This is a genomic window from Nocardia sp. NPDC055029 (assembly GCF_053608525.1).
The window spans coordinates 299,630-314,815 of sequence record NZ_JBSGVQ010000001.1 but is presented as its reverse complement, the minus strand read 5'-3'; the positions used below and the strand labels follow the sequence as shown (position 1 = coordinate 314,815).

At 68.4% G+C, this 15,186-nt stretch carries 11 protein-coding genes; 5 read left to right on the top strand and 6 right to left on the bottom strand.

All coding sequences use genetic code 11. From position 1 onward, the window contains the following. Positions 1-70 precede the first annotated feature (70 nt). From glmM to ACWF9G_RS01095, 5 genes are all read right to left on the bottom strand, one after another. Positions 71-1,408 carry a phosphoglucosamine mutase gene (gene glmM, locus ACWF9G_RS01115; RefSeq protein WP_379303610.1) on the bottom strand — a complete coding sequence of 446 codons (1,338 nt, stop codon included), beginning with the start codon at positions 1,406-1,408 and terminating at the stop codon, positions 71-73. 164 nt (positions 1,409-1,572) lie between these two features. Beyond that, a complete protein-coding gene (rpsI, locus tag ACWF9G_RS01110; protein WP_229739989.1) occupies positions 1,573-2,088 on the bottom strand; it encodes a 30S ribosomal protein S9 in 516 nt (171 codons plus the stop codon). Then, on the bottom strand, positions 2,085-2,528 hold the full coding sequence (gene rplM, locus ACWF9G_RS01105; protein ID WP_022567307.1) for a 50S ribosomal protein L13: 444 nt from the start codon (positions 2,526-2,528) through the stop codon (positions 2,085-2,087). Before rplM ends, rpsI begins: the two co-directional genes overlap by 4 nt. A gap of 176 nt (positions 2,529-2,704) precedes the next feature. After that, complete coding sequence (locus ACWF9G_RS01100) at positions 2,705-4,039, bottom strand: hypothetical protein (RefSeq protein WP_452512727.1); 1,335 nt, start codon at positions 4,037-4,039, stop codon at positions 2,705-2,707. 73 nt (positions 4,040-4,112) lie between these two features. After that, complete coding sequence (locus ACWF9G_RS01095) at positions 4,113-6,635, bottom strand: FHA domain-containing protein (protein WP_452512725.1); 2,523 nt, start codon at positions 6,633-6,635, stop codon at positions 4,113-4,115. A gap of 99 nt (positions 6,636-6,734) precedes the next feature. On the opposite strand from ACWF9G_RS01095, the gene ACWF9G_RS01090 reads away from it, so the two are divergent. Continuing rightward, positions 6,735-8,177 (top strand): metallopeptidase, encoded by a 1,443-nt coding sequence (locus ACWF9G_RS01090; RefSeq protein ID WP_452512723.1) that lies wholly within the window; start codon positions 6,735-6,737, stop codon positions 8,175-8,177. An 87-nt stretch (positions 8,178-8,264) separates the two neighbouring features. On the opposite strand, the gene ACWF9G_RS01085 is transcribed toward ACWF9G_RS01090, so the two are convergent. Beyond that, positions 8,265-9,608, bottom strand: coding sequence for an FHA domain-containing protein (locus tag ACWF9G_RS01085; protein WP_452512721.1), 1,344 nt, complete (start codon positions 9,606-9,608; stop codon positions 8,265-8,267). Between the two features lie 144 nt (positions 9,609-9,752). Here ACWF9G_RS01085 and ACWF9G_RS01080 point away from each other — a divergent pair, with 144 nt between their 5' ends. The 4 genes from ACWF9G_RS01080 (at position 9,753) to ACWF9G_RS01065 (ending at position 15,088) form a co-directional block, all read left to right on the top strand. Continuing rightward, a complete protein-coding gene (locus ACWF9G_RS01080) occupies positions 9,753-10,958 on the top strand; it encodes a DUF7373 family lipoprotein (RefSeq protein WP_452512719.1) in 1,206 nt (401 codons plus the stop codon). 66 nt (positions 10,959-11,024) lie between these two features. Next, positions 11,025-12,227: a DUF7373 family lipoprotein gene (locus ACWF9G_RS01075; protein WP_452512718.1), complete on the top strand. Its 1,203-nt coding sequence runs from the start codon at positions 11,025-11,027 to the stop codon at positions 12,225-12,227. After that, the gene (locus ACWF9G_RS01070) at positions 12,224-13,468 is read left to right on the top strand and encodes a DUF7373 family lipoprotein (RefSeq protein ID WP_452512716.1); all 1,245 of its coding nucleotides are present in this window, start codon (positions 12,224-12,226) and stop codon (positions 13,466-13,468) included. The genes ACWF9G_RS01075 and ACWF9G_RS01070 overlap by 4 nt, the downstream gene beginning before the upstream one ends. A 75-nt stretch (positions 13,469-13,543) precedes the next feature. Continuing rightward, positions 13,544-15,088, top strand: coding sequence for a serine/threonine-protein kinase (locus ACWF9G_RS01065; protein ID WP_452512714.1), 1,545 nt, complete (start codon positions 13,544-13,546; stop codon positions 15,086-15,088). Positions 15,089-15,186: the final 98 nt, after the last annotated feature.

Genomic DNA, 15,186 nt, shown 5'->3' with positions numbered 1-15,186 from the left:
CCACCAGCACACAGGTCAAATACGGCGTAAGCCGATAGTAGATGGACCCGGCGCGCCCCGCCAGAGAGAACTAGACCGCCGCGACCTGCTTGGCCAGATCGTCGGCGAGCTGGCGCGCCTGCGCCGGATCGGTGGCCTCGACCATCACCCGCACCAGCTGCTCGGTTCCGCTGGGCCGCAACAGCACCCGGCCGGACTCACCCAGCACCCGCTCGGCCTCGGCGACCGCTTCGCGCACCTCGGGGTCGGCGGCGACGGCCGCCTTGTCGCTGACCGGCACGTTCACCAGCACCTGCGGCACGGTGCTCATCACCGCGGCCAGCTCGCCGAGCGGGCGCCCGGTCTGGGCCATCCGCGCCATCAGCCGCAGCCCGGTGAGCACACCGTCACCGGTGGTGCCGTAGCGCGGGAACACCACGTGACCCGACTGCTCGCCGCCCAGGCTGTAGCCGCCGCGGCGCAGTTCCTCGAGCACATAGCGGTCGCCGACGGCGGCGGTGAGCACGGTGATCTCGGCGGCGCGCATGGCGATGTGCAGGCCGAGGTTGCTCATCACGGTCGCGACCAGGGTGTTGCCGACGAGCTCACCCGCATCGCGCATCGCCAGCGCCAGCACGGCCATGATCGCGTCACCGTCGACGATCTCGCCCGCGGCGTCCACCGCGAGGCAGCGGTCCGCGTCGCCGTCGAGGGCGATGCCGAGGTCGGCGCCGTGCTCGAGGACCGCGGCGCGCACGGCCTCGAGGTGGGTCGACCCGCAGCCGTCGTTGATATTGAGGCCGTTGGGCTCGGCGTTGATCGCGATCACCGTCGCGCCCGCCTCCCGATACACCTGCGGAGCCACCTCGGCGGCCGCGCCGTGCGCGCAGTCGACGACGACGGTCAGCCCGGACAGGTCCTGGCCGGTGGATTCGAGCAGATGCTCGACATAGCGTTCGTGGGTGCCCTCGACGGTGTAGTCGCCGCGCACGCGGCCGATGCCCGCGCCGGTCGGGCGCACGGTGACGCCTTCGGCGATCAGGGCTTCGATCCGCTGTTCCACGGCGTCGTCGAGCTTGTGCCCGCCCGCCGCGAAGATCTTGATCCCATTGTCGGGCATGGGATTGTGCGAGGCGGAGATCATCACGCCGAAGCACGCGTCGTAGAGGCCGGTCAGGTACGCCACGGCCGGGGTCGGCAGCACGCCAACCGAGAGGACATCGACACCCGCCGAGGTCAGGCCCGCGGTCACCGCGGCCTCGAGCATCTCGCCGCTGGCCCGCGGATCACGGCCGAGGACCGCAACAGCGCGCTTCTTGCCGCGCGAGAGCACCTGCGCGGCCGCGCCCGCGACGCGCATCGCCAGTTCCGGGCTCAACGACTCGTTGGCGAGTCCTCGAACACCGTCGGTGCCGAACAGCCGTCCCATAAAACCCTCTACTTGTAGTAGGTCCCCGAATACAGCACGAGAGCAGGCAACCAGCCGTGCTGGAAGCCTGCTCTCGCACACGTGCTCCGCCGACCGGGCTCATCCCCGCTCTCGCGGGGAGCATACCTAGCGAATGCGAAAGACGGTGGCCGGCAGTGCGTAAATCAGCGCTTCGAGTACTGAGGCGCCTTACGGGCCTTCTTCAGACCGTACTTCTTACGCTCGGTGGCACGCGGGTCACGGGTCAGGAAGCCGGCACGCTTGAGCGCGGGACGATCCTCCGGGGTGACCTCGATCAGCGCACGGGCGATGGCCAGGCGCAGGGCGCCTGCCTGACCCGAGGGGCCGCCACCGACCAGGCGAGCGTAGATGTCGAAGCTCTCGACACGCTCGACGGTGACCAGCGGGGACTTCACGAGCTGCTGGTGCACCTTGTTCGGGAAGTAATCCTCGATGGTGCGGCCGTTGAGCTCGAAGTTGCCCGAGCCGGGAACCAGGCGCACGCGAACGACGGCTTCCTTACGGCGGCCGACGGTCTGCACCGGGCGATCGATCACGATCGGGGCGTAGGTGGCTTCTTCGGCGTACTCGGCTTCGTAGCCTTCGCCGTCTTCGACAACCTCGACCACGGTCTCGTCGACCGCGTCGAACTCTTCGTTGAACTCTTCAGGAGCGGTCACTGGGCCACCTGCTTGATCTCGAACGGAACCGGCTGCTGCGCGGCGTGGGGGTGGTTCGGGCCTGCGTAGACCTTCAGCTTGCCCGCGATCGCGTTACCCAGCTTGTTCTTCGGGATCATGCCCTTGACGGCCTTCTCCACGAGACGATCGGGACGGGTCGCCAACACCTCGCCGACAGTGCGCGACTTGAGGCCGCCCGGGTGTCCGCTGTGGTGGTGGATCAGCTTGTCCTGCTTCTTGTTGCCGGAGATGGCAACCTTGTCCGCGTTGATGATGATGACGAAGTCGCCACCATCGACGTGCGGTGCGTAGGTCGGCTTGCCCTTGCCGCGCAGCAGGCCAGCGGCCTGCACGGCGAGACGGCCGAGGACTACGTCAGTGGCATCGATGACGTACCACTTGCGGGTGACGTCACCTGCCTTGGGGCTGTACGTAGGCACAGTCGTTCCCTGTCTGTCGTCGGTGTTGCCGGCCACGGGTGTGGTCGAGAGCGTCCCGGCGGCCGGTGGAGACCCGGGACATCGAGGAGACGCCGATCCGCGAACGGTTCGACGTTCCACACGCCAGCGAGCAACGATACCAGCTACGCATGACGCCACCACAATCGGGCGCTGAGCTAGATCACCACCGGCGGGCCTGGATCAGTCGCGCCCGCGGGCCCCGGGATGAGGTAGCGCAGCGTGTCGATGCCGGGGGTGACGCAGGCTTGGTCCTCGATCAGCCCGCCACCGCGCGCGCTCGCGATGCCCTCGGGCGGGACCGTGTTCGCGTACGGGGTGAACGCGCAGCTCACGAACTCGCCGTCGGCCGCGGCCGCGGGACCGGTGGCGCCCACGTGCCAGGCGGTCGCGGCGAGCGCGACCGCGCCGACCACGGCCGGCGCTCCGAAGAAGCCCTTCTTCATCTTGCCGAGCAGCCTGCCCCTGCGCTCGTCGTCGTCGGGTTCGTCGAGCGCGTGCCGCCCGCCGGACTGCGCGGGCGGACCGGCGACGAAACCGGCCGGACTCGGGGGCTGACCGGTGGTCGGGGCCGCGGGCGGGGCACCCCAGCCGACCTGCGCGGCATAGCCCTGGCCCGGGTGCTGGGACTCCGGATAGTCGTCTTCGTCGAGTTCCGGCTCGGTGACCAGCAGGTGCGCCGCGCCGAGCACGAGCGCGTGCATCGGATGATCGGCCACGTGCAGGCGCTGGCCGAGGTGGTTCTGGAAGGCCAGCCGCAGCGCGTCGTTGAAGCAGACATTGCCCGCCAGCAGCACCGTCGAGGTGTCGGCGCCGATCGAGCGGGCCGCCGCCATCGCCTCGATCACCACATTGTCGGCCGAACGGGCGTCGCGCAGCGCCTCGGCGCCGACGGCGACCTCCACCGATTCGGTGGGCTGTTCGTCGTCGCCGTGCACCGCGACGACCAGCAGGGTGCGGCCGTCGGAGTACACGCCGGTGGCGCCGATGCCGTTGCGATGCCGCTCGCTCGGCGGCGAGACCAGGCCGAGCGCGCGCACGTAACCCGACAGCGCGACGCTCTCCGGCAGCGGCTCGACGACCACGTCGAGCTGCTCGACGAGCGCGGCGTAGGTCTCGACCTTCTCCTCCGGCCAGGTGTCCGGGTAGGGCAGCGCGACCAGCTGCGGCTTGCCGCGCAGGTACTTGCCGACCGCGGCCAGCGGGTTGTACAGCCTGGCCCGGAACACCAGCTCCGCGGGCCAGGTGGCGCCGGCGATCACGATCTGCGGGTGCCCGAGGATGTCGCGCACGTCGGCGATCGCCATGCCGAGGTCCGGCCGCTGCCGGTCGACGCCTGCGGTGTGCAACCTGCCCGCCGCGTCGGCGAGGAGGTAGGCGGGTGGGGTGTAGGTGCCCTCCACCTGAACCGGGCGGATCGGAGTCTCACCGCCGCCCGCGGCAACGGACACCACATCCCACCCCAGATGCAGGGCCCCAACTCGAACGGTCACAGGCTCAAGTGTGCCCGGTCGGCGAGCGACACGCGCATCATGCCCGCCGATATGGCCCTGACCTCGCGATCGCTCATGCCTGCGACTTCTTCAGGCGCAAGCGGCTCCAGGTGATCGCCGCCAGGATCGAGGTGATCACGATGAGCAGCACGATGTCGAGGATCCAGATGCCCGGCTTGTGTTCCCACAGCGCGTCCTCCTGGGCGCCGATGACCAGCTCGCGCAGGTCCACCGTCGACGCGCCCGCGGCATAACCCCAGCGCGACGGGAACAGATACGACACCTGCTCGAGGCCGGCCCGGTCGGTCACCGGGATCAGACCGCCCGCCATCACCAGCTGCACCATGATCATCACCACGAGCATCGGCATGACCTGCTCGTTGGACTTGGCCAGGCTCGACATCAGCAGACCGAACACCACGCAGCAGACCGCGGTCATCGCGATGACCAGGTACAGCTCGACGCTGCCGTTCGGGATCAGCGCGCCCTCCGGCGGCGCCTTCTTGCCGATCAGCGTGATGCCGACCAGCACCGCCGACTGCAGGAACGCGGTCACGCTGAACACCACGATCTTGGCCATCAGATACGCCGACGGCAGCAGGCCGACCGCGCGCTCACGGTGGAAGATCGACCGCTCGCCGACCAGGTCACGCACGGTGAGCGTGGCGCCCATGAAGCACGCGCCGAGGATGAGCACCACGAGCAGCTGCTGTGCCTCACCACCGCTGGACCGCGCGAACGAACCGTCGGGCTGGGCGATCAGCGGGCCCTCGGTGAAACCGTCACTACCCGGCACCACCAGTGACAACGCGCCGAGGATGAACGGCAGCACCACGAGGAACGCCAGGTAACCGCGGTCGGCGAAGATCAGCCGCAACTGCCTGCGCGCGAGAGTGCTGAACTGACGCACCCCGCTCGATTGCGGCGGCGCGCCCGCGTTGCCGCGCTGCAGCGGCTGGGGTGGCGGCGGTGGCGGCACGTAGGCCTGCCTGGACCGGTAGGCCGCGAAGGCCTGGTCCGGGTTGGCCGCGACCTTGGCGAAGATCTCCGCCCAGTCCGACGTGCCGAGCGCGGCGCCGACGCCACCGGGATGACCGGCGAAAGCGGTCTTGCCACCCGGCGCGAGCAGCACCACCTGGTCGCACATGTCCAGGCAGGCCACCGAGTGGGTCACCACGATGACCACGCGACCGGCGTCGGCCAGCTCGCGCAGCATCTGCATGACCTGCCGGTCCAGCGCCGGGTCGAGGCCAGAGGTCGGCTCGTCCAGGATCAGCAACGACGGACCGGTGAGCAGCTCCATCGCCACCGACGCGCGCTTGCGCTGACCACCGGAGAGCCGGTCGACGCGGGTGTCGGCGTGCTGGGTGAGCGAAAGCTCCTTCAGCACACCGTCGATCACCTGCTGCCGGTCGGCCTTGGTGGTATCGGGCGGCAGCCGCAGTTCGGCGGCGAAGCCGAGCGCCTGGCGGACGGTGAGCTGGCGGTGCAGCACGTCGTCCTGCGGGACCATGCCGATGCGGGAGCGCAGCGCCTCGTACTCGGCGTGCAGGTTGCGGCCCTCGAAGGTGACCACACCGCCGGAGGGCTGGGTGCTGCCCGCGATCAGCTTCGACAGCGTCGACTTGCCCGCACCCGACGGGCCGATCAGCGCGGTGAGCGTGCCACGACCGGCCTGCATGTTGACATCGACGAGCAGTTGCTTGTTGCCCTCGACCGTGAAGCCGACCCCGTGCACCGTCAGGCCGAGCTCGGCGACCGGCTTCTGCCGATGCGCCAGCGCGCCCTGGGTGACGACGAAGTCGATATTGCCGATCGTGACGATGTCGCGCTCGCGCAGCACGGTGCGCTGCTGACGATGACCGTTGACGAACGTGCCGTTGGCCGACCCCAGGTCCTCGATGACCAGCCCCTCGGCCGAGGACACCAGGCGCGCGTGCTGGCGCGAGGCCAGCGGATCGTTCACCACGATCTGGTTGTCGGAGGTACGGCCGATGCTCAGGCCGCCGGGCGGGATGCGATCGCCACGGGCGACCGGCTCGGTCGAGGCCGCCTTGCGCACCGGCGGCAGCATCGAGGAGTCGGCGCGGCGGGTCATGTTGATGTTGTCCTGCGGTGCCATCGGCTGCGACGGCAACTGCGAGGTGGGCGTGAACTGCGGCTGCTGGTGCGGGGCCGGTCTGGACTGCGGCGGGAAGGGCTGCTGCGGACGCTGCGGCGGGCGATGTTGCTGCTGCGGCTGCGACGGCGCCGCCACCATGGTGGCGGCGTGACGCGAGGCGGGCGCGGCGGGCACCAGATGCAGCAGCGGGCCACTGATCGCGTCGCCGAGGCGCACCTGGGTCGGCCGGTCGATCGACACGGGCTGACTCAGCTTGCGCGCGTCGACGAAAACGCCGTTGGTACTGCCGTTGTCGGCGAGTACCCAGGCTCCGTTCTGAAAGCGCAGAGTGGCGTGCACGCGCGAGACCAGCGGACTGTCCACGAACAGGGTCACCTCGGGCGCGCGGCCCATGGTGATCTGCTGACTCGCTTCGAAGACTCGTTCGGTTCCATCATGGCGCACGGTGATGGTCTGCGCCCCCGGTGAAGACATGGAGCGGATACTATGCCATCGCCCGGACATCGGCGGTGCCCCCGAGACGGCTTGCTGTCCCGATCCGGCGACCTGTATCCGGCCGACCAGGGGGATTCGATGAAAGGCCAAGCGCTCGTTGCGATCATCGCCGTGCTATGCGCATTGCTGAGCGTGGGTTGCACGCGGGCGATCGATGGCCACGGCGTCTCGATCTACGACGACCCGTTCCAGGTGGCGGGATTGCCGACGACCGGCGGGCCGAACGGGCCGCGACCGGGGGTCGCCGATTCGACGCTCACCGCGTCCAACGGCGACGGTGGTGACGTCGACGCGCTGGCGCTCAACGCGATCGACGACATCCAGGTCTACTGGCAGTCCGTGTTCGGCGCCGAGTTCCGCGGCGAGACGTTCGAGCCGGTGGAGAAGCTGATCTCCTGGAACGCCCGCGCCTCCCGCAACCAGGCGATCGAGTTCTGCAAGGAGACCACCTACCACCTGGTCAACGCCGCCTACTGCCGCAGCGACAACTCCATCGGGTGGGACCGTGCCATGCTGCTGCCCACCATGACCGAGACCTTCGGGAAGATGTCGGTGGTCATGGTGCTGGCCCACGAGTACGGGCACGCCATCCAGACCATGGCCAAGCTCGTCACCAAGAAGACGCCGGTGCTGGTCAAGGAACAGCAGGCCGACTGCTTCGCGGGCGCGTTCATGCGGCACGTCGCCGAGGGCAAGTCGAAGCACTTCACGATCAATACTTCCGACGGCCTGAATTCCGTTCTGGCCGCGACTGTTTCGATCCGCGACTCCGACCCCGACGATCCCGAGAGCGTGCACGGATCGGCGTTCGAGCGGGTCACCGCCGTGCAGATCGGCTTCACCGACGGCCCGCGCGGCTGCAAGGGCATCGACGACGAGGAGATCGACCAGCGCCGGGGCAACCTGCCGCAGAGCTTCTCCGGCGATCAGGGCCGCGGCGAGTTCCCGGTCTCCCAGGCCAACCTGGTCGAACTGAGCAAGGCACTGCAGGCCATCCTGCCGGTCCGCGACGCTCCGTCCTACGACTACTCCGGCGCCCGGATCGACTGCAAGGACGGCGCGGTCACCGAACCTGTCACCTACTGCCCCGCCAAGAACGTCATCGCCACCGACGTGCCCGGCCTCGCCGAACGCGGCTCGGTCGACACCGAGGACGACGGCCCGCTCCCGGTGAAGGTCAGCGGCGACTACAACGGCTACATCGTGTTCATCTCGCGCTACACCCTCGCTGTCCAGCGCAGCCAAGGCCAGCAGCTGACCGGAGCGAAGACCGGCCTGCGCGCGGCCTGTCTGTCCGGTGTGGTCACCGGCAAGCTCGCCCAGCCCGGCCGTCCGGTCGGCCAGGGCGACATCCAGCTCTCCGCCGGCGACCTCGACGAAGCGGTGTCCGGCCTGCTCACCGACGGTCTGGCCGCCAGCGATGCCGAGGGGAAGACCGTCCCGAGCGGGTTCTCGCGGGTCGATGCGTTCCGGGCTGGGGTTCTCAACGGCGAGACGACGTGCTTGTCGCGGTATAGCTAGGCCCGGCGAAATCGTGCGATTCGACCTCGTTCAGTCAGATATCTGATCGGCGACCGGTGAATTGCACGAATACGCCGGTCCCGCCGATCAACCGAACGGCGGTGGTGCGGCGGGCTCGTACCGCAGCACCCGGTTGCCGATCATCACCTCGGTGCCCGGGATCAGCACCATCGGCTGGTTCGGCGTGAGCCGGACCCAGTCGCGGTAACCCGGCAGGCGGGAGCGGGTGCCGTTGGTCGACCCGCGGTCGATGAGCTGGACGTCCCAATTCACCAGGTGCACCTCGGCATGCGCCCGGGACATACCGCCGGAGGTGTCGTCCACACGCAGCGGGATGAGGCCGCGCTGGGCCGCCTCGGAATTCTCCGGGTCGCGACCGATCACCGCGTCGGCGGCCAGCAGGTAGGTCATGCCGTCGTCGAGGACAAGCATGCCGAGCGGCGGGCGTATTACTTCGGCGAGCGCCTGGGTCTGGTCGACCGGCATGCCGCACACGGTGCAGAACGCCGCGCGCGGATCGCTGGGATGCGCACGCGCGCACTTGAATCCCATCACCTTGACCGTGAGCACCGTCGACCGCGCGGTCGCCTCCAGTCGTCGCTGCAGGTCAGGGTCGGGTTCGGGCGCCGGGTTGGTGCCCGCGAGCCGGGTCTCGGCATTGTGTGGATCGGCGGGCGGCGCAACCGAATACGGGTCGACCGCCGAATGCGCCGGTCCGGTCGCGCTGGTCGCCGCGTCCATCATCGACGTCGCGGGCTGCATGCCGGTGCCGGGCGGTTCGGCCGGACGCGAATCCGCCTGCGTGGGACGCGGTTCCCGATCGATCCGGGCGGTGGGCGGCGGCGGCCTGCGCGTCTCGCCCGCGGGCTCGGCCGTGCGGACCCGCGACCGCACTCCGTTGGACCACACGACAGCGCCACCGGCCTGCGCGATCCCCTCGACCAGCCACCCCACGCCGCGTTCCGGCGGCAGATCGGGGATGCGGCCCTTGGCATCGTCGACGAAAAGCGCGACCGCCCTGGCCGGCTCGGAGGCCACCCGGTCGACGGTGAACGCGGCGTCGCTGCCCCGGTAGTACTCGGTGGTGCCGTCGCCGGCGAGTACCGCGGTGACAGCGCCGTGCAGGAAGATCGCCACCCCGCCGTTGGCCGCGGCCGAGAGCACCCCGAAATCGATCGGCGTGCCCGGCGAGATCTGTTCGGCGTACTTCATGAGCCAGCGGGTCGCCTCCCGCGCGACCACCGCACCGGGACCGGCCGGTTCGTCCTCGGCGGCGGCGCGCACCAGCTCGGCCAGCGATTCCAGCGCGACCGCCGCGGTGTCGTCGGGAGTGAGTCTGCCGTGCCCGCGATGAGCCACCACGATCACCGCGCCCGCGACGCGCGCGACCGCATGACTTCCGAGCACGACTTCGACCTGCCGATCCCTCACAGGTATCGGCCTCCACCGGAACCGCGCAGCAGGGTCGTCGCCATGCACTCCAGACTATGGCAAACCCGCCCACTTAGGGCCCCCTGGGCGGCGTTCCTCCGGTAACTTCACAGGTACTGCGGGAGGAACATCAAGGGGCAACTGATGATCTATTCGACCAAGATCCGGATCGCGTCCGCACTCTGTTGCGCCACGATGGCCGCCGCGCTCACCGGTTGTGCGGTCAGCGGCACACCGGTCGCCGCCGAACCCGATGTGCGCGGGCTGGAAACAGGCACCTACGCCACCGACCGGCACAGCTACGACGACACCGCGGGCAGCAAGGGCGCGCTCGTCGAGGGAACCCGGATGTCGGCGGCGGTGGTTCCCGCCGTGCGGATCGACTCGTCGCTGTCGTACGGCCGCGGCGGCACCGTCGTCCCCGATGTGGAGCGGGCGCTCGACTTCGTCGCCAACGTCTCCAAACCCGTTCTGGAGAACCGCAAATTCGTGACCGGCTATGCCGCGCTCGGCTCCGACAAACCCGATCCGGAAGGTCAGAAGCGCCCCGCGTCCGACGCGACCGCCGTCACCACCGCGGTCTTCCGGTTCCCCGATGCCGCTTCGGCCACGCTCGCCGCCAGGGAACTCGAGGACGTCGACCTGGCGGTCTCCCCCGACAACCGCAAGCTCGCCTCCACGAAATACCCGGAGGCCTACGTGCATTGGCGTCCGAACGTGCCGACGATCGGTGCGTTCCTGGCGCACAAGGAGTTCGTGATCTCGCTGTTCATCCAGCGACCGCGCGCCGACGCCACCGACCTCACCTCCTGGGTCGACAAAACCCTCGCCGCCGCGCTGACCCAGCTCGGCACATTCACCCCCACCCCCATCGACAAGCTCGAAGACCTCCCGATCGACCCCGAACGCCTGCTCGCCAGGGCCGTCGTGAAGGACCGCGCGGGCCTTGACCCCGACCAGCATTCGTTCGCCGTCTACAGCCCGGCCCACCTGGTGAACAACGCCGACGACCAGACCGCCCGTCAGCGCCTCGTCGACTCCACCGGCGCCGAGAACATCGCCCTCGTCGACGGTGGCTCCATCACCCGCGTCCGCGATTTCGCCGCCGCTCAGGCCCTGATGAACGGCCTCATCGACACCGCGGGCCACTACGACACCCTCCCCGCCCCTGCCGATATCCCCGGCGCCAAGTGCCTGCAACTCAACAACCAGGGCGACGCCGAAGAGGAATTCAAATACCGCTGCTATGTGCCGTACAAGCGCTACTTGGGCATCGTGAGCTCCGATCAGGAGCCCGATGTCCGCCAGAAGATCTCCGCCCAGTACGCGCTGCTGGCCAACAGTTTGTAAAAGATCGGCCCCTCCCTTCCCGGATCAGGTGACGTAGTATTCCGCCGACCATCGTTTCGGGGAGGGATGATCGCGTTGCGAGCCACCAGACCAGCCTGTGCCGTGCTTGCGGCCGCACTGCTGACGACCGTCGTCGCGTGCGGTTCCGGTGAGGGTGCGTCGGCGGCCACCGATGTTCCGGTGGATCTCGCGACCCTCGATGTGGGTGGCTACCCCACACAACCGCGTCAGGTCGGGGTGGTCGCGAACATGGATCAGGCGCAGTTCGTCGAAGCCGAGCGGCTCGGTGATTTCGTGCCGTCTCCCGCCGATATCGATCCGCGCTTCGTCCACAGCAATCCGTTCATCGCCTCGGTGTTCATCGATCCCGAGGCGTCACTGGGCAAGATCATGGCAGTCGACCGGTTCGCCGAGATCGCACCCGATTTCATCGGTGGATTCGTGAGCTCCGCGGAGACCGAGCCCCTGAACATGGGCATCGACATGGTCAATGCCGTCATGATCTTCCCCGACGCGCAGAAGGCCGCCACCGCCGCGACCGCACTGGAACAGCTCGACTTCGGTTACGCGCCGAACAATCAGCCGATCGAAATCCCCGGTTACCCTGCGGCGAAGGCGCATTGGCAGCCCGACCAGCAGTCGATCGGTTCCTGGTTCGCCATCGGTCATCTCGTCGTCTACACCTGGTTCTTCGACTATCTGAAGATCTGGCTGGAAAAGGTCGACAAGCAGGCGCTGGTCGACCTGGTCAGCAAGAGCCTCGACACCATCTTGCCCTCGGTCGCGAAGTTCACTCCTACGCCCGCCGACCAGCTCATGACGCTGCAGCGGGACCGCGACGGCATGCTCGGCCGCACCGCGCCCCGCCCCCGCGAGGATTCGTGGACCAACCCGCCCGGTGTGTACGCGGGCCGCACCGCCCGCCACTTCTCCTCCAACCCGGTGAGCAGGGGAAAGATGATCGACGACAACGGCGTCGACCTGTATGCCAACGACGGTTCCGAGGTGTACCGCGCTCGCGATATCGCGGGTGCCCAGGCTGTCCGCGACGAACTCGGCGGCCTGACCCGCAAGTTCACCGCCGTCGAGTCGCCGAAGAACCTGCCGAGTGCCCGATGCAAGGAGTACATCGGCAGGGAACGGCTGGCGGTCCGCTTCTACTGCGCGGTGTCGCATGACCGCTACGCCGCGTACGTCTGGTCCAACCAGCTCCTCGACGTCCAACAGCGCATCGCCGCCCAATACGCATTGCTGGTGAACGCCCGATGACCATGTCCAAGCGCCCCGCGGCCATCGTGCTCGCGACCATCGTGGCAACAGTCCTGACGGCCTGCGGTTCCACCGTGTCCGGCACCGGCGTGCCCGGCGAGATCGATGTCCGGACCCTCGACGTGGGCTCCTACCCCACCGAGCCGGTCAATGCCCACGACGACGATCCAGTGCCCGCGTTCTACGACATGGACAAGGTGGCGTCGATGCGGCTCGCCGACCACACAATCCACGCCTATGACATCGACCCGCAGATGATCTACGGCAACCGCGCCAATTCCAACCACGCCCGTTTCTTGCCCGACGAACTCGGCGACAGCACCGCGATGCAGGCCATCGCACAGAAGCACAAGATGCTCTACGGCTTCCATTCCAGCGGCGCGTCGAAGGACATCACCCCCAACGTCAGCGGCAGCGACTGGCCGTCCAAGAAGGACGACAACCGGCTCACCGCCACGACGATGGTCTTCCAGTTCCCCGACGCCGAACGCGCTACCGCGGCGGCCAGGGAATTCCACGACACCGACTTCGCCGCCAAAGAGGGCCGCAACCAGCCGGTGACGCTACCGAAATATCCTGCGGCTCATTCACAGTGGCGGCCCGATTCGCCCTTCCTGCGCACCGTGCTCCCGCACGGCCCCTATGTGATCGCCTTCCTGCTGTCGGTGGCGACCCCCGACCTGGCCGCGCTCACCACCCTCGCCGAGAGCGCCTACACCAAGCAGATCGAGGCACTGGCCGAAACCACCCCGCTGACCGACGAGCAGATCATGGCCCTGCCCTGGGACCCCGAGCACGTGCTGATGCGCACCCTCAACCCGGACGAGCTGACGAAGCCCGATTCCACATACTTCTTCGTCGGCGGCAAACGAGGCGCCGTGCACCATTCCGGCGGTCCCCTCCCCGACGACCGCCAGTACATCGACCAGCAGCTCACCAAGATGAACCCCCAGCAGGTCGCCGTGTCCTGGGGCTCGATCGGCATCCGCACCCCCGACGCCGCGACGGCGCGCCGAGCGGTCACCGACAAGCTCTTCCCCTGGCGGACCGAAACGGACGTGGCGCCCCCGCCCAACCTCGCCGATTCCGCCTGTGTGGAGAACAAGAGATTCGCCGCGAAGAAGCGGTTCAGCTGCATCGTCGCCTATCACCGGTACGTCGGAATCGTCAGCAGCGAACAGCTTCTCGACGCCCAGCAACGCGCGGCGGCGCAGTACGCCATGTTCGCGAACAGCCGTTGACGTGATGACTGGCGGCGGCCAGTATGTTCCCGCCGGAGCAGGGCAGTGCAGCAACGAGTCAGGAGATCGTGAGAGATGGCGATGAGCCCGGGCACCATCGTCGGTGGCTACCGAATCGTCCGCAAGATCGGCGCAGGGGGCATGGGCTCGGTCTATTTGGCCGATCACCCGAGCCTGCCCCGCACCGACGCGCTCAAGATCCTCAGCGCCGAGCTCAGCCGTGACCCCGAGTTCCGTGCCAGGTTCGAGCGGGAAGCCAACCTCGCGGCAGGCCTGGACCACCCCAATATCGTCTCGGTCTACAACCGCGGCGAAGAGCACGGCCAGCTCTGGATCGCGATGCAGTTCGTCGAAGGCACCGACGCCGCAGCCGAACTCGCGCGCGACCCGTACGCGATGACCCCGCTGCGCGCGCTGCGCATCACCACCGAGGTCGGTAAAGGCCTCGACTTCGCCCATCACCGCGGCCTGCTGCATCGCGACGTCAAACCGGCGAACTTCCTGCTGTCGGAAACCTACGGCGACGACGAGCGGGTGCTGCTCACGGACTTCGGCGTCGCGAAGTCCACCGACGACGCCTCCGAGCTCACCCAGACCGGCAGCTTCCTCGCGACCATCGCCTACGCGCCCCCGGAGCAGCTCTCCGGCGGCCACCTCGACCACCGCGCCGACATCTACAGCCTGGCCTGCGCGTTCTACAAGCTCCTGACCAACCAGAACCCTTACCCCGCAACGCAACCGGCCATGGTGATGATGGGTCACCTGCACGAGCCACCACCGCGCCCGACCAGCATGCGCCCCGGTTTGCCGCCCGCCATCGACTACGTCATCGCCCGCGCCATGGCGAAGAATCCGAACGAGCGTTTCGCCACCTGCCGGGAATTCACCGACGCCGTCGCCGCCGCGCTCGTCCCCGGATCCAACCCCACCGGCAACTACACGTCACCGACCTATCCGATCCAGACACCGACGCAGTGGTCGAGTTCGGCCCACACAGAAGCGTTCACCGCCCAGGGCCCGGCGAACTCCGGTAGCGCGCAGAAGAGTTCGACAAGCAAGCTCGTGCTCTCGCTCGGCGCAGTGGCCGCCGTCGTTGCCGTCGCCGCCGGGGTCGGAATCTGGGCATCCGGAGGTGGCTCTCCCGCCTCAGCTCCGGCCCCGACCACCGCCACCCAGGCGACCGGAACCCCGATCGAGCAGGCCCGAGCAGCCAACCCCGCCTTCGCGGGCAAAACGGTCCTGATGGTCGACGTGGACGCCGACAACAAGATCGCCACCTACCTCGGCGGCACCCTCCCGACGAAGTTCCTCGAAGACCTGGGCCTCATCTACAACTTCAACTACATCAAGACCGGCGAAGAACCATCCCCACGCCCGGTCACCACGTCAGCCGACCGTATCAACGCCGCCGAAGACACCTACATTCTCGCCGTCCGCAGCGACGCGAAAGCCGGCGGCGGCGGCCTCCTCGGCCTCCCCTTCCAGATCACCGGATCCCGCGCGACCGTGATCCCCATCGACGACCCGATCACCGTCACCGCGATCCGCACCTGGACATCGAGCTCCGAACAAACCCTGCTGTCCCGGCTGGTCCCAATCCTGCAGAGCCGCATCAAGTAAGAATCGGAGTGTGCCGCGGCACCAGGGTGGGATTCCCCCGGTCGTCTGACATGGTTGCGCTGGCGAAGGGTGCGCTACTATGCCCGCGAACCAGATCA